Origin of the sequence: Streptomyces sp. NBC_00663 (assembly GCF_036226885.1) — a bacterium.
Classification (GTDB): Bacteria; Actinomycetota; Actinomycetes; order Streptomycetales; family Streptomycetaceae; genus Streptomyces.
Genome location: NZ_CP109027.1, coordinates 4,444,974 through 4,463,847, shown reverse-complemented (window position 1 = coordinate 4,463,847; position 18,874 = coordinate 4,444,974). Strand labels below are relative to the sequence as shown.

The 18,874-nt window shown below is 70.8% G+C and carries 16 protein-coding genes; 10 read left to right on the top strand and 6 right to left on the bottom strand.

The window, feature by feature from the left end; all coding sequences use genetic code 11:
• The first annotated feature begins 136 nt into the window (after positions 1-136).
• The 3 genes from OG866_RS20305 to OG866_RS20295 all read left to right on the top strand — a co-directional run bounded on the left by OG866_RS20305 (position 137) and on the right by OG866_RS20295 (position 3,883).
• Positions 137-1,420 (top strand): adenylosuccinate synthase, encoded by a 1,284-nt coding sequence (locus tag OG866_RS20305; protein ID WP_329336620.1) that lies wholly within the window; start codon positions 137-139, stop codon positions 1,418-1,420.
• 142 nt (positions 1,421-1,562) lie between these two features.
• Positions 1,563-3,374, top strand: a complete 1,812-nt coding sequence (locus OG866_RS20300; protein ID WP_329336619.1) for a bifunctional metallophosphatase/5'-nucleotidase — start codon at positions 1,563-1,565, stop codon at positions 3,372-3,374.
• Positions 3,375-3,412: 38 nt separating this feature from the next.
• Positions 3,413-3,883: a helix-turn-helix domain-containing protein gene (locus OG866_RS20295; protein WP_329336618.1), complete on the top strand. Its 471-nt coding sequence runs from the start codon at positions 3,413-3,415 to the stop codon at positions 3,881-3,883.
• A gap of 56 nt (positions 3,884-3,939) precedes the next feature.
• Here OG866_RS20295 and OG866_RS20290 read toward each other — a convergent pair whose 3' ends face one another.
• Complete coding sequence (locus OG866_RS20290) at positions 3,940-4,800, bottom strand: NAD(P)H-binding protein (RefSeq protein ID WP_329336616.1); 861 nt, start codon at positions 4,798-4,800, stop codon at positions 3,940-3,942.
• 182 nt (positions 4,801-4,982) lie between these two features.
• On the opposite strand from OG866_RS20290, the gene OG866_RS20285 reads away from it, so the two are divergent.
• Positions 4,983-5,273 carry a hypothetical protein gene (locus tag OG866_RS20285; protein WP_329336615.1) on the top strand — a complete coding sequence of 97 codons (291 nt, stop codon included), beginning with the start codon at positions 4,983-4,985 and terminating at the stop codon, positions 5,271-5,273.
• A gap of 16 nt (positions 5,274-5,289) precedes the next feature.
• On the opposite strand, the gene OG866_RS20280 is transcribed toward OG866_RS20285, so the two are convergent.
• The 3 genes from OG866_RS20280 to OG866_RS20270 form a co-directional block, all read right to left on the bottom strand.
• Complete coding sequence (locus OG866_RS20280; RefSeq protein ID WP_329336613.1) at positions 5,290-5,940, bottom strand: hypothetical protein; 651 nt, start codon at positions 5,938-5,940, stop codon at positions 5,290-5,292.
• Between the two features lie 101 nt (positions 5,941-6,041).
• Positions 6,042-6,746 carry a GntR family transcriptional regulator gene (locus OG866_RS20275; protein ID WP_329336612.1) on the bottom strand — a complete coding sequence of 235 codons (705 nt, stop codon included), beginning with the start codon at positions 6,744-6,746 and terminating at the stop codon, positions 6,042-6,044.
• Between the two features lie 125 nt (positions 6,747-6,871).
• Positions 6,872-8,227, bottom strand: a complete 1,356-nt coding sequence (locus OG866_RS20270; RefSeq protein WP_329336610.1) for an aspartate aminotransferase family protein — start codon at positions 8,225-8,227, stop codon at positions 6,872-6,874.
• 216 nt (positions 8,228-8,443) lie between these two features.
• Between OG866_RS20270 and OG866_RS20265 the strand changes: the two genes are divergently transcribed.
• The gene (locus OG866_RS20265; RefSeq protein WP_329336608.1) at positions 8,444-10,393 is read left to right on the top strand and encodes a serine/threonine protein kinase; all 1,950 of its coding nucleotides are present in this window, start codon (positions 8,444-8,446) and stop codon (positions 10,391-10,393) included.
• 605 nt (positions 10,394-10,998) lie between these two features.
• Here the strand turns inward: OG866_RS20265 and OG866_RS20260 are convergent.
• Positions 10,999-11,748, bottom strand: coding sequence for an SLATT domain-containing protein (locus OG866_RS20260; protein WP_329336606.1), 750 nt, complete (start codon positions 11,746-11,748; stop codon positions 10,999-11,001).
• A gap of 257 nt (positions 11,749-12,005) precedes the next feature.
• Here OG866_RS20260 and OG866_RS20255 point away from each other — a divergent pair, with 257 nt between their 5' ends.
• The 4 genes from OG866_RS20255 (at position 12,006) to OG866_RS20240 (ending at position 15,913) form a co-directional block, all read left to right on the top strand.
• On the top strand, positions 12,006-12,344 hold the full coding sequence (locus tag OG866_RS20255; protein ID WP_266824224.1) for a YbaB/EbfC family nucleoid-associated protein: 339 nt from the start codon (positions 12,006-12,008) through the stop codon (positions 12,342-12,344).
• Positions 12,345-12,442: 98 nt separating this feature from the next.
• The gene (gene recR, locus OG866_RS20250) at positions 12,443-13,042 is read left to right on the top strand and encodes a recombination mediator RecR (RefSeq protein WP_329336605.1); all 600 of its coding nucleotides are present in this window, start codon (positions 12,443-12,445) and stop codon (positions 13,040-13,042) included.
• Complete coding sequence (locus OG866_RS20245; protein WP_329336604.1) at positions 13,035-13,697, top strand: DUF5063 domain-containing protein; 663 nt, start codon at positions 13,035-13,037, stop codon at positions 13,695-13,697. Before recR ends, OG866_RS20245 begins: the two co-directional genes overlap by 8 nt.
• Before the next feature lie 74 nt (positions 13,698-13,771).
• Positions 13,772-15,913 carry a tetratricopeptide repeat protein gene (locus OG866_RS20240; protein ID WP_329336602.1) on the top strand — a complete coding sequence of 714 codons (2,142 nt, stop codon included), beginning with the start codon at positions 13,772-13,774 and terminating at the stop codon, positions 15,911-15,913.
• A gap of 8 nt (positions 15,914-15,921) precedes the next feature.
• Here OG866_RS20240 and OG866_RS20235 read toward each other — a convergent pair whose 3' ends face one another.
• The gene (locus tag OG866_RS20235) at positions 15,922-16,653 is read right to left on the bottom strand and encodes a sulfite exporter TauE/SafE family protein (protein ID WP_329336601.1); all 732 of its coding nucleotides are present in this window, start codon (positions 16,651-16,653) and stop codon (positions 15,922-15,924) included.
• Between the two features lie 63 nt (positions 16,654-16,716).
• On the opposite strand from OG866_RS20235, the gene OG866_RS20230 reads away from it, so the two are divergent.
• Entirely contained in the window at positions 16,717-18,792 is a 2,076-nt protein-coding gene (locus OG866_RS20230) for a tetratricopeptide repeat protein (RefSeq protein ID WP_329336599.1), read from the top strand.
• The last annotated feature ends 82 nt before the right edge of the window (positions 18,793-18,874 follow it).

Sequence of the window (18,874 nt, the reverse complement as noted above, 5' to 3'; positions counted from 1 at the left end):
GGCATCCGGGTCCGACGGGTTCGCGGCCGACCACGGCCGACGGTGGCCGAAGAAGGTCGCCGGTGTACGAGGCACAAGGCCGTGCCGCGTACGCCCCTGACCTTGGACATGCCCCGCCCGGAAGGGGTGTACGCGCGTGCCCGCACTTGTGCTGCTCGGTGCTCAGTGGGGTGACGAAGGCAAGGGAAAGGCGACGGACCTGCTAGGCGGATCCGTTGACTATGTGGTGCGCTACCAGGGCGGCAACAACGCCGGCCACACGGTAGTCGTGGGCGACCAGAAGTATGCCCTGCACCTGCTCCCTTCCGGAATCCTGTCCCCGGATTGCACTCCGGTCATCGGCAACGGCGTCGTCATCGACCCGTCGGTCCTGTTCTCCGAGCTGAACGGGCTGAACGAGCGAGGCGTCGACACGTCCAAGCTCCTGATCAGCGGTAATGCCCACCTCATCACCTCGTACAACGTGAGTGTCGACAAGGTGACGGAACGCTTCCTCGGGAAGCGGAAGATCGGCACGACCGGGCGCGGCATCGGCCCGACGTATGCCGACAAGATCAACCGTGTCGGGATCCGGATCCAGGACCTGTACGACGAGTCGATCCTCACCCAGAAGGTCGAGGCGGCGCTCGACGGCAAGAACCAGCTGCTGACCAAGGTCTTCAACCGGCGGGCCATCGAGGTCGGCCAGGTCGTCGAGGAGCTGCTGTCCTACGCGGACCGGCTGAAGCCGTACGTCTCGGACACGGTCCTGGTCCTGAACCAGGCGCTGGAGGCCGACAAGGTCGTCCTCTTCGAGGGCGGCCAGGGCACGCTCCTCGACATCGACCACGGCACGTACCCCTTCGTGACCTCGTCGAACCCGACGGCCGGCGGTGCCTGCACCGGTGCCGGTGTCGGCCCGACGAAGATCAGCCGGGTCATCGGCATCCTGAAGGCGTACACGACCCGTGTCGGCTCGGGCCCGTTCCCGACCGAGCTGTTCGACGAGGACGGCGAGGCGCTGCGCAGGATCGGTGGCGAGCGGGGTGTCACCACCGGTCGTGACCGGCGCTGCGGCTGGTTCGACGCGGTGATCGCCCGCTACGCGACCCGCGTGAACGGCCTCACGGACTTCTTCCTCACCAAGCTCGACGTCCTCACCGGCTGGGAGCAGATCCCGGTCTGTGTCGCCTACGAGATCGACGGCAAGCGCGTCGAGGAGCTGCCGTACTCGCAGACCGACTTCCACCACGCGAAGCCGGTCTACGAGACCCTGCCCGGCTGGTCCGAGGACATCACCAAGGCGAAGTCCTTCTCCGACCTGCCGAAGAACGCGCAGAACTACGTCAAGGCGCTGGAGGAGATGTCGGGCGCCCCGATCTCCGCGATCGGCGTGGGTCCGGGCCGGGACGAGACGATCGAGATCAACTCGTTCCTGTAGGACGTACCTTCGGTCGTGGGCCGGTCAAGGATTTCCTTGACCGGCCCATGGCCTTTTCCTGGTTCCGTCGGGAAGTGGCGGAAGGCAACTATCTACGCGGGTAGTTGTCCCCTCCTCCCTCTCCCCGTCCCAGGAGTCCTCCATGCCCGTCCCGCCCATGAACCGCCGTGAGTTCGTGCAGAAGTCGGCCGTCACCGGCGCGGCCGTCGCCGTCGCCGGAACGCTCGCCACCGGTGAGGCCCAGGCCGCCGAACACCGACCCGGCGGGAAGGCCCCCAAGACCTGGTCGTTCTCCGTCCTCGGCACCACCGACCTGCACAGTCACGTCTTCGACTGGGATTACTACAAGGACGCCGCCTACAGCGACGCCAAGGGGAACTCCGTCGGGGTCGCCCGGGTCGCCACGCTCATCAAGCAGCAGCGCGCGGCCAAGGGCGAGCACCGGGTCCTGCTCGTCGACGCCGGTGACATCATCCAGGGCACCTCGCTGGCCTACTACTTCGCGCGCGTGCAGCCCATCACCGACAAGGGCGCGCCGAAGCATCCGATGGCCGTCGCCATGAACCACATGCGCTACGACGCCGCCGCCCTCGGCAACCACGAGTTCAACTACGGCATCGAGGTGCTGAGGAAGTTCGAGGAGCAGTGTCGCTTCCCCCTCCTCGGCGCCAACGCGCTGGACGCCAAGACGCTGAGGCCCGCCTTCCCGCCGTACACCGTGAAGCGGATCTGTGTGCCGGGCGCGCCGGACATCAAGGTCGGCATCCTCGGGCTCACCAACCCCGGGATCGCCCTGTGGGACAAGGACAACGTGAGCGGGAAGATGGTCTTCCCGGGGCTGGTCGAGCAGGCGAAGAAGTATGTGCCGAGGCTGCGGGCGCTGGGCTGTGACGTGGTCTTCCTGACCGACCACTCCGGTCTCGACGGGTCGACCTCGTACGGCGACGCGCTCCCGTACGTCGAGAACGCCTCCAACCTCGTCGCCGAGCAGGTCCCCGGCATCGACGCGATCCTGGTCGGCCACACGCATGTCGAGGTCCCGTCGTACACCGTGAAGAACGCGGAGACGGGTGAGGAGGTGCTCCTTTCCGAACCGTACTGCTGGGGCTACCGGCTCAGCGTCTTCGACTTCGAGGTCGAGTTGCAGCACGGGCGTTGGAAGGTCACCAAGAAGACCGCGCAGACCCTCGACCCGAAGGGCGTCGACGAGGACCCGGAGATCAAGAAGCTGCTGGAGGCCGACCACGAACTCGTGGTCAAGTACGTCAACACGGCCGTGGGCACGTGCACGCAGGATCTGTCCGCCGCGGACTCCTGCTGGAAGGACGTCCCGATCATGGACTTCATCCACCAGGTGCAGATGGACACGGTGAAGGCGGGCCTGTCGACGTCCGACGCCGCGCTGCCGCTCATCTCCGTCGCCGCGCCCTTCTCCCGCACCGCCGACATCCCGGCCGGCAGCGTCACCATCAAGGACATCGCCGGGCTCTACATCTACGACAACACCCTGTACGGCAAGAAGCTCACCGGCGCCCAGCTCAGGGACTACCTGGAGTACGCGGCGAAGTACTACCACCAGGTCCCGGCCGGCACGGCCGTGGACACCGCCACGCTCACCAACGCCAACAGCTTCTGGGACTACATGTACGACACGGCCGCGGGGGTCTCCTACGAGATCGACATCGCCGCGGCGGAGGGGTCAAGGATCAAGAACCTGACCTACGGCGGTACGGCCGTCGCCGACGACCAGGTCTTCGTCGTCGCCGTCAACAACTACCGGGCCAACGGGGGTTCGGGGTACCCGCACATCGCGACCGCCGACATCGCGTACAGCTCCACGAACGAGATCCGCCAGCTGATGATCGACTACGTGACGGCGAAGGGAACGCTGGACCCGGCGGACTTCGCGGCGACGAACTGGAAGCTGACGCAGGCCGGAACCCCCGTGTTCTGACCGTTCTGACAGCGGTTTCGGGACGGGACGTCAACCGGATGTTCGGCGGGGGCGGTCACCTGGCCCCGCCGCTCGCCGGGCTGGTGACGGGGGAGGCGCGGGACACGACGCCGTACCGGCCGGTGGACGCGCTGCGGCTGGGGCCGGCTGTCCTCGAACTCGCCGGTGCGTTACTGGATGTGGGGCCGTCAGGGGCCCGGCACCCGGAGGCGCGGCGCCCGGATCCGCTGCTGCCGCGCATCCAGGCGTACGTCCTCCCGCACCTCGGCGACGGCCGGCTGACCCCCGACGACGTCGCCGCCGCGCCCCACATCTCCACCCGCTATCTGCACCGGCTCTTCCAGCGGCAGGGACTGACCGTGGCCGTCTGGATCAAGGCGCAGCGGCTGGAGCGCTGCCGTCGCGACCTGGCCGACGTCCGCCTGGCCCATGTGTCGGTGCATGTCATCGCGGCCTGCTGGGGCTTCGCCCAACCCGCCGACTTCAGCCGGGCGTTCCGTACCGCGTAAGGCGTGCCGCCGTCGGGCCTTCCGGGTGCGCCGGCAGTCAACAAACAGTGCCCCGATCATCGCCGGAACGCCTCCGCATGCGTCCCCGCCCACTGCGCGAACGTCCGCGCCGGGCGGCCCAGTACCTTCGCCGCCGTCGGGAGGACCTCCGTGCCCCGGTCGTCGTCGAGGGTGTGGTGCAGGATCGCGTCGACGACGTCGGGCGGGAAGCCGTAGCGCTCCATGCCCGCGCGGGCCGCCTCGGGCGGTACGGGGCGGACGCGCAGGTCGCGGGAGAGGGCGCGGCCGAGCAGTGAGAGTTCCTCGGTGGGGGTGAGGGACTCGGGGCCGCTCAACTCGTAGGTCATACCGGCGTGTTCGTCGGTCGTCAGGGCCAGGGCCGCGATCTCCGCCAGGTCCGCCGGGTCGATGCTCGCCGCCGGGCGGTCGGCGAAGGGGATCGCCACCTCGTCGCCGGTCCGCAACTGGGGTGCCCATTGCAGGGCGTTGGACATGAAGCGGCCGGGGCGCAGGAGGGTCCAGGCGGGGAACCGGCCGACGACCGAGGCCTCCGCCGCCGCGTGCCAGCGGACGATCGGATCGCGGTCGCCGCCCGTGCCGCCGCCGTCCAGCACCGACAGTTTCACCAGGCGTCGTACGCCCGCCTCTCGCGCCGCCTCCGCCAGGGCCAGGTCGTGGGTCGGGGCCGGGGCCGTGCCCACCGGCTGGGCCGACATCAGGAAGGCCGCGGAGATGCCCGTGAACGCCGCCGTCAGACTCGCCGGGTCGGCCGCGTCGCCGTACACCGGCTCCACGCCTGTCGGGAAGCGGGCCTCGTCCGGGCGCCGCGTCATGGCCCGTACGGGCTCGCCGGACGCCGCCAGCCGTCGTACGAGCTCGCCGCCCAGGTGTCCTGTCGCACCGGTCACCAGGATCATCGCCGTATCTCCCTTCGGGTACGGCTTCAGCGTGCTCCCGGACGGCTCGGCGCGCGTCGCACCGCGGGAGGCTTCCCGGGGTCTCCCGGAGGAGTAGGGGCCCAGCGAGGACGGGACATATCGGGCGTACGCATCTACGCTGTAAACATGCGCGTGTCCACCGACGGAAGAAGGTGAGGGCGATGCGCGTTCTGCTCAAGGCGTCCCTGAACACCGAGAAGGCGAACGAGCTGATCCGCACCGGCAAGCTGCCCCAGCTGATGCAGGAGACCATGGAGAACATCAAGCCCGAGGCCGCCTACTTCACCCTCGACCACGGGGTCCGCACCTGTTACATGGTCTTCGACATGCAGGACAGCTCCGAGATGCCGCCGAAGGGCGAGCCCTTCCTCATGGACCTCGACGCCGAGCTGACCATGACACCGGTCATGAACGCCGAGGACCTCCAGAAGGGATTGTCCCAACTGCGGTGACCGCCACCGGACAGGCCTAGCTGAAGATGATCATCGAGCCCTGTGCCAGGCTCCGGGTCGCCGCCGCGTGCAGGCCCAGCCAGACGTGCCGTTCACGGGAGAACGGGCTGGGATCGTACGGCGCGGGGACCGCCGGCTCCTCCAACTCCGTGGGGCCCAGGGGCGGCTGCGGGGCCGCCGGAGGGTTGGCCGGGTCTATGCCGATCGACGGGGCGACCAGTTGCAGCTCCCGCAGCAGGGTCTGCGCGGAACCCAAGGGGCCGCCGCCCGCGAGGAGTTCGTCGTTGGCCAGCGGGTGCGGGAAGTCGACGGGGACGTACGCGCCCGCGTGGTCGTAGTGCCAGACCAGGTGCGACTGCTGGGCGGTCGTCTCGAACATCTCCAGCAACTGCTCGTAGTCCCCGCCCAGTTCGTCGACCGGGGTGACGGGCAGGCCGCAGACCTGGAGCAGATACGCGCGGCGCAGGAAGTGCAGGGCGTCATAGTCGAAGCCGGCCACCGGGGCGACCTCGCCGGACAGACCCGGCATGTACTGGTACACCGGTACCGGCGGCAGGCCGGCCTCGGCCAGCACCTTGTTGTACTGCGCGAGTTCCTCGGCGAACGGGTTGTCGGGCGTGTGGCACAACACGTCGACGAGCGGTACCAGCCACAGATCACAGGCCAAAGAGAGCTCCTCGGATAGCTCCGTGTAGCGGAGTGGTCAGGGAAGAGTAGTCGTGAACGTCCCATACCCACACCCCGGGGGCAGCGCTCATTCGGTGGTGCTCATTCCCCGGCCAGGCGCTCGATGACCGCGAGGGACTGCGCGTTGTAAGCGCCTACGATCTCCCGGGCGGCGGCGGTGTCACGGCGGACCAGGGCGTCGACCAGCTCGGTGTGGTCGGCCCACAGCTGTCCGCGCAGATCGGTCAGCCGGCGCAGATGCTGCACCGCGCACACCCAGGACTGCACCCGCAGCCGGTGCAGGAAGTCGGCGAGGTAGGGGTTGCCGAAGATCGAGCTCAACTCGCGCCAGAACCGCAGGTCATAGCCGATCAGCACGGTGAGGTCACCGGCCGTGGCCGCCCGCTGCGCCTCCTCGCCCCGGCGCCGCACCCCGGTGAGGACGGCGAGGACGCGGGTGCCGTCGGGGTCGTTCACAAAGCCCTTGTGACCGCGGTCCAGGGCCTGGAACATGCCGTCGATGACGAGGCTGCGGGCCTCGATGATGCCGCGGTAGTCCTCGACCGAGTACTCGTGGACCCGGAAGCCGCGATGCTGGTCGGCCTCCAGCAGTCCTTGAGCGGCGAGATCGACGAGCGCCTCGCGCACCGGGGTGGCGGACACCCCGTACTGCTCGGCGATCTCCTTGACCGTGAACTCCTGCCCCGGCTGGAGCCGACCGCCCAGCACCTCGTCGCGAAGCGCGTCGGCGATCTGCTGCCGCAGGGTGTTGCGGGTCACGGCGCCGTTGCCGCTGCTGCCGGGCATGGTCGGGCCTCTCCCTGGGGGCGTTCGGGTGGCGTGCACGTACATGTCTACGAGCACGCCACCTTACGCGTTCGGGTTTCCCGTGTTTACCCGCGTAGCGAGCGTCACAACGCCGCCCCCAACGGCTACTCCGTGTACTCGTCCGCCACGGAGAGCGCCGCGTCCAGCGCGGACAGGCCTTCCTTGAGCTCGGCCTCGGACACGTTGCACGGCGGCACCACATGGGTGCGGTTCATGTTGATGAACGGCCAGATGCCGTGCTTCTTGGCGGCGGCGCCGAACGCGGCCATCGGGGCGTTCGCCTCGCCCGCCGCGTTGTACGCCACCAGCGGCTCGCGGGTCTCCTTGTTCTTCACCAGGTCCAGCGCCCAGAACATGCCGACGCCGCGCACCTCGCCGACGGAGGGGTGCCGCTCGGCGAGCTCGCGCAGGGCGGGCTCGACGACGGTCGCCCCCAGGTTCCTGGCGTTCTCGACGACACCCTCCTCCGCCATGACGTTGATCGTCGCGACGGCGGCGGCACAGGCCAGCGGGTGCCCGGAGTACGTCAGACCGCCGGGGTACGGCCGCTTCCCGAAGGTCTCCGCGATGGCGCCGGAGATGGCGACACCGCCGAGCGGCACATATCCGCTGTTCACGCCCTTGGCGAAGGTCATCAGGTCCGGTACGACGCCGAACAGGTCGGCCGCGAACCACTCACCGGTACGCCCGAACCCGGCCATGACCTCGTCCAGGACGAAGACGATCCCGTACTTGTCGCAGATCTCGCGCACCCCGGCGAGATAGCCGGGCGGCGGCACCATGATCCCGGCCGTGCCGGGGATCGTCTCCAGGATGATCGCGGCGACGGTCGCCGGGCCCTCGAAGGCGATCGTGGTCTCCAGGTGCTCCAGCGCTCGCGCGCACTCCTGCTCCTCCGTCTCCGCGTAGAAACGGGAGCGGTAGAGGTAGGGCGCCCAGAAGTGCACGACACCGGCGGAGGCGCTGTCGGAGGCCCAGCGGCGCGGGTCACCGGTGAGGTTGATCGCCTGCTGGGTGCCGCCGTGGTACGAGCGGTACGCGGAGAGCACCTTGGTCCGCCCGGTGTGCAGCCGGGCCATCCGCACCGCGTGCTCCACGGCGTCCGCCCCGCCGTTGGTGAAGAAGATCTTGTCCAGGTCGCCGGGCGTCCGTTCGGCGATCAGCCGGGCCGCCTCCGAGCGGGCCTCGATCGCGAAGGCGGGCGCGAACGTGGACAGGGTTGCGGCCTGTTCCTGGATCGCGGCGACGACCTTCGGGTGCTGGTAGCCGATGTTGGTGTAGACGAGGCCACTGGTGAAGTCCAGGTACCGCTTGCCGTCGTAGTCCCAGAAGTACGACCCCTCCGCGCCGGCGACGGCGAGCGGGTCGATGAGCTCCTGCGCGGACCAGGAGTGGAACACATGAGCACGGTCCGCGGCCTTCACGGCGGCGCCGACCTCGGGGTTGGGCTGAGGGGTCATGCGATCGAGCGTAAATGTCCGCGATGCGGAAGCGGTATCGGCGTCCTGTCTGTGGACAGGGGGTTTCCGCGACAGGTTGTCGGGCTTGGGGCCTGTTCGGCGCGGGCCCGGCGTTACGGAACCGTCGAACCCGGTCCGCTCGCCTCCCCCCGCCCCCGCACTATCGTGGGGCTGTTGCACAGGCGCACAACGGGGGACGTCGGGGGAGGGCCTGCGATGGAGAAGCTGGGGGCCGGGGATCCGCACCGGATCGGGGCATATCGGCTGCTGGCGCGGCTCGGGGCCGGGGGCATGGGGCAGGTGTACCTCGCCCGGTCGGACCGGGGGCGTACCGTCGCCGTGAAGCTGGTGCGCGAGGAGCTGGCCCAGCAGGAGGAGTTCCGGGGCCGGTTCCGGCAGGAGGTGCAGGCCGCCCGGCAGGTCGGCGGACACTGGACCGCGCCCGTCCTCGACGCCGACACCGAGGCCGCCGTGCCCTGGCTCGCCACCGGGTACGTCGCCGGGCCCAGCCTCCAGCAGGTCGTCGGTCATGATCACGGCGCGCTGCCCGAGCGGTCGGTGAGGATCCTCGCCGCCGGGCTCGCCCACGCGCTGAAGGACATCCACGCCGCCGGGATCATCCACCGGGACCTGAAGCCCTCCAACGTGCTGGTGACCATCGACGGGCCGCGGGTCATCGACTTCGGCATCGCGCGGGCCCTGGAGACGGTGACCGACGGCGGCCTGACCAGGACCGGCGCACTGGTCGGCTCGCCCGGCTTCATGGCGCCCGAGCAGGTGCGGGGCGACCGGATCACGCCCGCGTGCGACGTCTTCTGCCTCGGCTCCGTGCTCGCGTACGCCGCCACCGGCACGCTTCCCTTCGGTGCCGGGGGCAGCGGGGTGCACGCCCTGATGTTCCGGATCGCCCAGGAGGAACCCGACCTGGAGGGGGTGCCGGAGGGCCTCGCCGATCTCGTACGGGACTGTCTGAGGAAGGACCCGGCCGCCCGGCCCAGCCTGGACCAGGTCCTCGACCGCACCGGCGCCGAGGACACGGTGTCCGGCGGACGCTCCCGCGACCCGTGGCTGCCGAGCGCGCTGGTGGCCCAACTCGGGCGGCATGCCGTGCAGTTGCTGGACACGGAGGACCCGGAGAGCGGGGAGGGTGCGACCGGTGAGGTGCCTTTGGAGCACGCTCCGGCCGCCGGCGAGGACGCCTCCGCGCCGCCCTCGCCGGGGCAGCCCGGTCAGTCGGGGGCGCGCCCGCTGAATCATCTGCCGACGGTCGTCGGGCAGCAGGGGGACGTGGCTCCTCCGTCCCCGGCCACCCCTGCGGGTTACGCGAGCCATGCGGGCCACGCGCAGACCCCGCCGCCCGCCCACCCCGCCTACGGCTACCCCCAGCAGCCCCAGCACCACCCGCAGGCGCCCGCACCCACGCCCGCCTACGGCCACCCGCAGCAGCCCTGGACGCCCGGAGCTCCGGCGCCGTACAACCCGTACAGCGGCGCCCCCGGCACCCCCGGTGCGACCCCGCCCTACGGCCCGGGTGCGACCCCGCCGTACGGTCCCGCCGCCACCCCTTACCCGCCGCGACCGCACCCCCAGCAGGAACCCCCGCGTCGCAACGGCCGCTCCACCATCGCGCTCGTCGCCGTCGCGCTGGTCGTCGCGCTCGGCGCCGGCGGCTCGGTCTACGCGCTGATGAGCAACGGCGGCGACGCGGACGACAAGGGCGGAGGCGACGGCGGTACGCCCACGGCGACCGCGCCCACCACACCCGGCCCGACCACCGACGCCCCCTCACCCTCCCCGTCGGCCACCACCTCCGCCCCGGCCGACGGCACGGTCCCCGCCGGATACCTCGGGACCTGGACCGCGACCATCGACAACGCCGAGGGGCAGCACACCCGCCAACTCACCATCCAGGAAGGCGAGGTGGGTGACACCGTCCTCTCCCTCGTCGCCGACGGCCCCGACTACCACTGTGTCTTCCGGGCCGCCCTCACCGAAGCGCCGGGCAGCGACGGCCCGTTGGAGATCGGCCCGTCCACGGTGTCCGTGGGCCAGCCCGCCTCCTCCTGCACCCCGGGCGCGGCCACCGAGATCATCCTGCGCACGGACGGCACCCTGGAGCGAGTGAACACGAGCAACGGGGAGAAGCTGGCGTACACCAAGCAGTAACCCGAAGTCCGCGCCGCAGTCTCTCGCCGAGACCCGCGAGTCCCGTTCCGTCGCCGGATGCCGACGGCGCAGTCCCGGCACCGTCGTTGCCGACCCGGAGCAGTACGTGTCCGTCGGCGACACGGCACTCGACCTCGGCGTGCCGGGCCCGGCTGTGCCGCAGGACGTTGGTGGTGGCCTCGCGTACGGCCATACCGAGCAAGTGGTCGTCGGTGTGGGGGAGTTGACCCACCGGAGCGGCATCGGTGCGCAGAGGCCCGCGGCCACCAGCCACCCGGCGGACGCCCGGTCGTCGGAGGAAGCAGCGAGCCACCGACTGAGCAGCACACCGGCGGCGGTCGCCGCCACGAAGAGGGCGGGCACGACCGAAACCCGAGCCGACAGGGGCACATCACCGTCGAGCGCCCAGCTCCCATAGGCCACGACGAGCACACCCACCACAGTCCCGGGCACGGCCCACCAGGTGTACCGCCGAAAGCCGCCGAGTCCCGCCCCAGGATCCTCCACGGGGCCATTGTGAGCGCCGTTCGCTGAAACGTCCCAGGGGCGCGGGGAACTGCGCGCTCAGCCCCCACGCACCCGCACCCGAATCACCGACAACCCCGTCACCTGGGTTCCGGCGGCCGCTGCCGGGGCATATTCGGCCGAGCCCCGTTCCCCGGCGGCAATGGAAACCGCCCCTGCCCCCCGCCCCCGTCCTGCCGCGGTACGGCCGCCACCGCCGACTGGATCCCGAGCGGCGCCGGCCCGGTCCGGAACTCCACCATCCAGTCGGCCGTCTCCACCCGCACCAGCTCGGTCACGTCCTCCGAGAAACGCCGCAGCACCCCCAGACACCGCTCGGCGGCCTCCCCGGCCGTCCCCTCCGTGGGACCGAGCACCTCCCGCACACTCTCCGCGGCCCAGTCGAACTGGAGCACCTGAAGCCGCCGCTGCACTGCCTGCGCGGTGGCCACATCCCTTATCCACCCGGACGTCACCCCGAAGAACCGGTCGACGGCCATGCACGCGCCGGCGAGCAGCAGCGCCAGATACCCCCAGGGCGCGCCCCCGCCGACGACCCCGGTGAGGTCGAGGAGCGGCAGCGCCGCCCCGGCCACCGCCCCCGTCGCGGCCCCGGCCCGCAGTGCCCGCGCCCCGCGCCGCTTCCACACCCGGTCGATGAGGTACCAGGCGGCGGTGTCGAGCGCCCCGCGCTCCACCCACCGGTACAGCTCGTCCAGCCGCAGCGCGGGCTCGCCCCAGTCGCCGAGCGGGAAGGAGCGTCCCGTCAGATCGCCCGGCCGCAGTCCGGCCGCCCCCTCGCCCCGACCGTCCTGAGGCGGACCCTCGGGCTGCATCTCCGGCTGACCCACCCGGACTCCCTCCATGACCACGACCGATCACGCTGCGTAATGCACGTGTGACGCATGATGCCGACGTGCCGGACCTTTCCTACCTCCCAATGGGTGGCGAAGGGATGGCTTTCACCTCTTTTCCGCCCGGAAGTGGGGCTTGATCAGGTATAGGACTCGACGTCATCTCACTCGAAAGAGTGCTGGGGCGATGGCTGCGTGGAGCACGTAGGCTCATGACAGAGGACAAGACACAGACCTAAGAGCGGGAGCTGATCGTGATCCCCGGTGGTGGCCAGCCCAATATGCAGCAGCTGCTCCAGCAGGCCCAGAAGATGCAGCAGGATCTGGCGAACGCGCAGGAGGAGCTGGCGCGGACCGAGGTCGACGGCCAGGCCGGCGGCGGCCTGGTCAAGGCGACGGTCACCGGCTCCGGTGAGCTGCGCGCCCTCAAGATCGACCCGAAGGCCGTGGACCCGGACGACACCGAGACCCTCGCCGACCTGATCGTGGCGGCCGTGCAGGCGGCCAACGAGAACGCCCAGACGCTCCAGCAGCAGAAGCTGGGCCCGCTGGCCCAGGGCCTGGGCGGCGGCATCCCGGGCCTGCCCTTCTAGGACGGGCCCGCCTTTCCAGGACGGGCCCGCCTTTCTAAGGAGGCGGTCCGCCAACTACCGTACGTACGTTAAGGAACCCCAGGAAGGACGGCAGTCCGTTGTACGAAGGCGTGGTCCAGGACCTCATCGACGAACTGGGGCGGCTGCCCGGCGTCGGTCCCAAGAGCGCGCAGCGGATCGCCTTCCACATCCTCCAGGCGGAACCGACGGACGTGCGGCGGCTCGCGCAGGCGCTGATGGAGGTCAAGGCGAAGGTCCGCTTCTGCGCGACCTGCGGCAACGTGGCACAGGAGGAGCTGTGCGGCATCTGCCGTGACCCCCGCCGCGACCCCACCGTCATCTGTGTGGTGGAGGAGCCGAAGGACGTGGTGGCGATCGAGCGCACCCGGGAGTTCCGGGGCAAGTACCACGTCCTGGGCGGCGCGATCAGCCCGATCGAGGGCGTCGGACCGGACGACCTGCGTATACGAGAACTTCTCGCCAGGTTGGCCGACGGGACGGTCACGGAACTGATCCTGGCCACGGACCCCAACCTGGAGGGCGAGGCCACCGCCACCTACCTCGCCCGCATGATCAAGCCCATGGGCCTCAAGGTCACCCGCCTGGCCAGCGGCCTCCCGGTGGGTGGCGACCTGGAATACGCGGACGAGGTGACCCTCGGCCGCGCCTTCGAGGGGAGACGACTCCTAGATGTCTGACGCCACACTGCACGCGACTGCCCAGAACCCCGACGACTTCGCCGTCCAGATCGCCGACCAGATCGAGAGCTTCCTGGTGGCGGTGGCCGAGGTGGCGAAGGGCGACGAGCCCGACTCGGCCGTCCCCTTCCTCCTCCTGGAGGTCTCCCAGCTCCTGCTGGCGGGCGGCCGCCTGGGCGCGCACGAGGACATCGTGCCGGACGAGCGGTACGAGCCCGACACAGGCCCGGACGCCGACGTGGACGATCTCCGCGAGAACCTGGCCCGCCTCCTGGACCCGATCGACGTGTACTCGGAGGTCTTCGACCCCTACGAGCCGCGCAAGTCACCGGTCCCGGCCCGGATCTCCGACGACCTCACCGACGTCATCACCGACCTCCGCCACGGCATGGCCCACTACCGCGCGGGCCGCACCTCCGAGGCGCTGTGGTGGTGGCAGTTCTCCTACTTCTCCAACTGGGGCACGACGGCGTCCGCGACACTGCGCGCCCTCCACTCGGTCCTGGCGCACGTCCGCCTGAACCAGCCCCTGGAGGAACTGGACGGACTCGACACCGACCAGGCGGCGATGGGCGACGAGACGCTGGAGTTCGAGGCGGGCGCGGTGATGGTGGAGGAGATCGCGGGACCGCTGGGGATGCGTCCGGCGAAGTGACCGCCCGGCCGGCCGCACCTCAACTCTGGTCGGTTTCCTGACGATCGCCCGCCCTGGACGTCATCATGTGACCCATGAGCGGCGTGTTCGAGCACCGGCCCGAGGTGGCCGCCTCAGGAGACGAAGCGGTCGCTGCGGGCCGTGACATCGGGGTGGCCGTGACCGGCGCGGGTGCGGTCGGGACGCAGCACATCGGGCCGTACCAGCACGTCGAGAAGGCGGTGACCGTACCGCCGGACGCGGTGTCGCTGCCGGCCCGCGTGCCGCGCACGCTGAACCTGCCGGACCGGGCGGGAAGCCTGTTCGTCGGCCGGGAGCCCGAACTGGCCCGCCTGGACGAGGCGTTCCTACGCACCGGCGGCGTCGTGGTGCACGCCGTCCACGGCCTGGGCGGCATCGGCAAGTCGACGCTGGCGGCGCACTGGGCCGGGCGACGGGCGGCGGACTTCAACCCGGTGTGGTGGATCACCGCCGAGACCCGCGCCGACCTTGACACCGGGCTCGCGGCGCTGGCCCGGGCGCTGTATCCGGCACTGGTCGGCACGGTGCCGGAAGAGGCCCTGCGGGAGGCCACGTTGCAGTGGCTGGCCGGCAGTGAGGGCTGGCTGCTCGTGCTGGACAACGTCATGGATCCGGCGGACGTCACCTGGCTGCTGGACCGCACCCCGAACGGCCGCTTTCTGATCACCAGCCGCTGCGGCGCCGCGAGTTGGCGCGGCACCGCGGAGTCGATGGACCTCGACGTCCTCGAACCCGCCGAGGCGGTCCGGCTGTTCACCCAGATCTACGACGGCCCCGACGTCGGCGTGGAGGAGCTCTGCGCCGAACTGGGCTTTCTGCCGCTGGCCGTCGACCAGGCCGCCGCGTACTGCCGGGAGGCGGCCGTCACGCCGCGCGCGTACCGGGAATGGCTCGCCACCTACCCGGCGCGCCTGCACGCGGCCACCGCGGAGGGCGGCGACGCCGAGCGGACCGTCGCCCGTGTCTGGCGGATGACCATCGACCGGCTGGCGGACACCCCGCTGGCGGAGGTGTTTCTGCGGATCATCGCCTGGTACGGCTCCGACGGTGTCCCACGCGACCTGCTGGCCCCGCTGGCCGACCCCCTCACCCTTGCGGACGTGCTGCGGCGGCTGGCGGCGCACAGCATGATCAGGCTGCACGGCGGCACGGTCTCCGTGCACCGGCTGGTGCAGGCGGTCGCGCGGACCCCGGACGAGCGGGCCCGGGAGGCGAGCGAGCGGACGGTCGCGGAGGCCCGGCGGATGGCCGTGGCGCTGCTCGGCGACGCGATGTCCCGTCCGCCCGGGGAGGGGGGCGGGGTGGCCTCGGGGCGACGGTACGCCGAGCACGCCGAAGCGCTGGCGGCGCACGTGGGCGAGGACTGCGACGACGACATCCTCCCGACGGTGCTGGGCATGGCCGGGACGCTGCTGGGGGTCGCCACCGCCCACGAACGCAGCCTGGCTCTCGTCGAGCGGGCGGTGGCCCTCGCGGCTCGTACGTACGGCCCTGACGACACCCGCTATCTGAACCTGCGCAGGGCTCTTGCCGCCGCCTGTGAGGCGAGCGGACGACGGGACAGGGCCATCGCGCTGTACGAGGAGGTGCTGGCGGAGTGCGAGGCGACGCTGGGCGCCGACCACACAGAGACCATCGACGCCCGCGGTCGGCTCATCGGCATCAGGCTGGACGGTCCCGACCTGGAGACGGGCCTCCACCGGCTCGCGGACCATCTGAAGCACGTCGAGCGGGTACTGGGACCGGAACATCCGGTCCTGCTGAACGCCATGAGGCCGCTCCTGAAGCGGTACCGGATGCTGGCCGAGGCCGCCCCGGAGAGCCATGGCGCGGGCGCCGTCGAAGCCATCGAGAGGTATCTGGCCCTCGCCCGCGACAAGCTCCAGGCCGAGCACGTGATGACGACGGCGGATTTCATGTGGGAGCTCGTGGCCGTGAGGCTCGCGACAGGTGACGTGGAACGGGCCGTCACGGCGGCCGAGGAGCTGGTGGACTTCTCACGCGAGCACTGGGGCGCCGACAGCTTCGGAGCGCTGCTGGCCCGCCGCCAACTCGCCCTGGCCTTGATGAAGGCAGGGGACAAGGACAGGGCACGGACGCTGGTCTCGGCCCTGCTGGCGGACTGTGAGCGTGCCCTGGGCGACACACCGACCGCCCGGGAGTTCCGGTCCGCAGTGCTGGCCGTCCTCGACTGACGCTCGCCTCACAGCCCCCACAGGCCCTTGCCCAGTGCCGTGAGCCCGCCCGTCAGCGCGAGCAGCAGGACCAGCAGCCGGGCCCGCTGTTCCGGGATGCGGGAAGCGAGTGTCCTGCCGATGACGCCGCCCGCCGCCATGGCCACGACCACCGTGAGCCACCTCGGCGCGCTCAGCTCGGGCACCCCGTTCGCCGCCACGGAGAAGGCGTTGACGATGACGCCGTAGAACATGGCGTTCGGCACGAACTCCCGTACCGACCAGCCCGCGTTGAGGGCGTACAGGGATATCGGCGGGCCCCCCACCCCGGCCGCGGAGTTCATGAACCCGCCGACCGCCCCGGCGGCCACGGCCCCCTTCGTGCCGCGCAGGGCGGGGAGGCGGGCGCCGCGCATGACGAGGACGACGGCGGCGGTCACCAGTGCGCCCATGACCAACAACAGGACGGGTTCCGGGAGGTGGCGGGTCATCCAGGCGCCCGCGGGCACCGTGCACGCCGCCGCCACGCACAACGGCACCATCGCCGCGAGCCGCACCCGCCGCCACCCGTCCAGCAGCCCCACGACACAGATCACCCCCGAGGCACAGTTGGCCAGCACCACCCCCTGCGCCGGTCCGAGCAGCAGGATCAGGGCGGGTACGGCGACCAGGGCGAAGCCCATGCCGGTGAGCCACTGGACGGAGGAGCCGAGCAGGACGATGCCTCCCAGTAGTACGTCGCCCTGCCATCCGCCTGTCATGGTTCGGTCTCCTTCGCCCGGAACGTGGTGCGTCTGCGTGTTCGCGGGCGCCATGATGACCGTATGACGGGGGAGTCGAGGGCCGAGGCGGCGGGGCAGCGGTCGATCGCGTCCGCGCAGGGGATACGGCAGGCGCTCACCGGGGACGGCTCGGTCGCGATGTACGCCGAGACGTCGGTGAATCTGCCGACGGAGGCGTTCGCGCTGCCGGAGCGTGCGCCCGAGGGACTGGTCAACCTGCCGGACCGGACCTCGCTGTTCGTCGGCCGGGAGCGTGAACTCGGGCTGCTCGACGAGGCGTTCAGGGACACCAACGGGGTTGTCGTGCAGGCCGTCCATGGGCTCGGCGGCATCGGCAAGTCGACGCTTGCGGCGCGGTGGGCGGCGGGGCGGGTGGGGTCGTACAACCCGGTCTGGTGGATCACCGCGGAGACGGTGGCCGATCTCGACTCCGGGCTGGCCGAGTTGGCGGTCGCGTTGCAGCCCGCGCTGCGGGACGTACTGTCCCGGGAGGCGCTGCGCGAGCGGGCCGTGCAGTGGCTGGCGGGGCGCGAGGGGTGGCTGCTGGTGCTGGACAACGTGTCCGATCCGGCGGATGTGCGGCCGCTGTTGGGGCGGGCCACGGGCGGACGGTTCCTGATCACGACACGGCGGGCCAGTGGATGGCACCGGCTGGCTCGGCCGTTGTCGCTCGACGTGCTGGCCCCGGCGGAGGCGGCCGAGCTGTTCGAGCGGATCGACGGGCCGGGGGAGGAAGTCGACGCCCTGTGCCGGGAGTTGGGATATCTGCCGCTCGCCGTCGAGCAGGCGGCGGCGTACTGCGCGGAGGCGGGGATCTCGGCGGGGCGGTATCTGGAACTGCTGGCCGCCTATCCCGAGGAGGTGTTCGCCCAGTCGGCCGAGGGGACTGATCGGGCCCGTACGGTGGCGCGGGTGTGGCGGGTGTCGTTGGACCGGCTGGCCGATACGCCGTTGGCGGGGCGGATTCTGGGGGTTGTGGGGTGGTGGGCGCCGGAGGGGATCCCGCGGGCCTATCTGGAGGCGATGGGGACTCCGGTGGAGGTCACGGAGGCCGTGCGGCGGCTGGCCGCGCACAGTCTGGTCAAGGTGCACGACGACGACACGATCTCGGTGCACCGGCTGGTGCAGGCGGTGGCTCGGGCGGAGGGCGGCGCGGGGCATGAGGCCGCCCGCGTACTGCGCGGCAACAGCAACACGTTCCGCGGCGTCGACGCGGACGTGCGGTGGCTCACGCATGTGGAGGCGCTCGCCGGCCACTCTGACCCGGAGACCGACGGCGAGTACGAGGCCTGGCTGTTCAACATGGGCGGACTCAAGTCCTCCCAGGAGTACGGGCGCAGCCGCGCGATGGAACTGCACGAGCGGGCGGTGGCGGCGGCGGAGCGTGCGTTCGGCCCCCGTGCGGAGATCACCTTCACCTTGCGCCGGAATCGTGCCGAGGAGTATCGGTACGCCGGTGACTACGCCCGCGCGATCGAGCTGACGGAGCGGGATCTGGCCGACCGCGTGCGGGTGTTCGGCGCGAAGGACCCGGGGACGTTCGAGACACGGGCGGAACTGGCCGAAGTCCTGCTTAGGGCAGGGCAGTTGAAGGAAGCTCTGAAGCTGGCGAAGAAGAACGCGACGCGAGCCGAACGGGTCCTGGGGAGCGAACACGAGGTCGCTCTCGACGTGTGGAGGGTGTGGGCCAAGGCGCTGAGATACAGCGTCGAGGAGGACAGCAGCGCCCACGCAGCCGAAGCCACCGACGCGATCGAGCGGTGGCTGGCCAGGATCGAGGCGACCCAGGGGGAGGAAAACAGGTTCTACGACGCGGTCCACTGGGAGCTCATATGGGTCCGCGAGGCCGTGGGGGACATTGAGGCGGCCACGGCTCTCTTCGAGCAGTGCATCGCGCGCAGGGAGCGCATCTACGGTGAGACGAGCCGGGCCACCCTCAACACCCGTCAGGCGTTCGCCATGTTCCTGTGGAGTACGGTCGGCGCCTCCGATCGCGTCCGCGAGCTGCTCGTCCAGCTCATCGGCGACTGGGAACGGCTGCTGGGCGAGACCCCGCATCTCGAAGAGCTCCGTGCGCACTACGCCCGTCTGAGCTCGCCACCAGAAGTGACGGGCTGATCACCCTGCGTACCTTGTCACCGCCTTGTCCTTCCCCTGCATCTCACCTGCACCACCCCTAACCAGCGCCACGCGAGTCTGG

What these genes read in the sequence shown, in the direction of transcription:
- OG866_RS20270 (WP_329336610.1), bottom strand. Translation starts at nt 8,227, where the DNA reads ATGACCCCTCAGCCCAACCCCGAGGTCGGCGCCGCCGTGAAGGCCGCG.
- OG866_RS20275 (WP_329336612.1), bottom strand. Translation starts at nt 6,746, where the DNA reads ATGCCCGGCAGCAGCGGCAACGGCGCCGTGACCCGCAACACCCTGCGG.
- OG866_RS20230 (WP_329336599.1), top strand. Translation starts at nt 16,717, where the DNA reads ATGACGGGGGAGTCGAGGGCCGAGGCGGCGGGGCAGCGGTCGATCGCG.
- OG866_RS20265 (WP_329336608.1), top strand. Translation starts at nt 8,444, where the DNA reads ATGGAGAAGCTGGGGGCCGGGGATCCGCACCGGATCGGGGCATATCGG.
- OG866_RS20240 (WP_329336602.1), top strand. Translation starts at nt 13,772, where the DNA reads ATGAGCGGCGTGTTCGAGCACCGGCCCGAGGTGGCCGCCTCAGGAGAC.
- OG866_RS20235 (WP_329336601.1), bottom strand. Translation starts at nt 16,653, where the DNA reads ATGACAGGCGGATGGCAGGGCGACGTACTACTGGGAGGCATCGTCCTG.
- OG866_RS20245 (WP_329336604.1), top strand. Translation starts at nt 13,035, where the DNA reads ATGTCTGACGCCACACTGCACGCGACTGCCCAGAACCCCGACGACTTC.
- OG866_RS20285 (WP_329336615.1), top strand. Translation starts at nt 4,983, where the DNA reads ATGCGCGTTCTGCTCAAGGCGTCCCTGAACACCGAGAAGGCGAACGAG.
- OG866_RS20300 (WP_329336619.1), top strand. Translation starts at nt 1,563, where the DNA reads ATGCCCGTCCCGCCCATGAACCGCCGTGAGTTCGTGCAGAAGTCGGCC.
- OG866_RS20290 (WP_329336616.1), bottom strand. Translation starts at nt 4,800, where the DNA reads ATGATCCTGGTGACCGGTGCGACAGGACACCTGGGCGGCGAGCTCGTA.
- OG866_RS20295 (WP_329336618.1), top strand. Translation starts at nt 3,413, where the DNA reads ATGTTCGGCGGGGGCGGTCACCTGGCCCCGCCGCTCGCCGGGCTGGTG.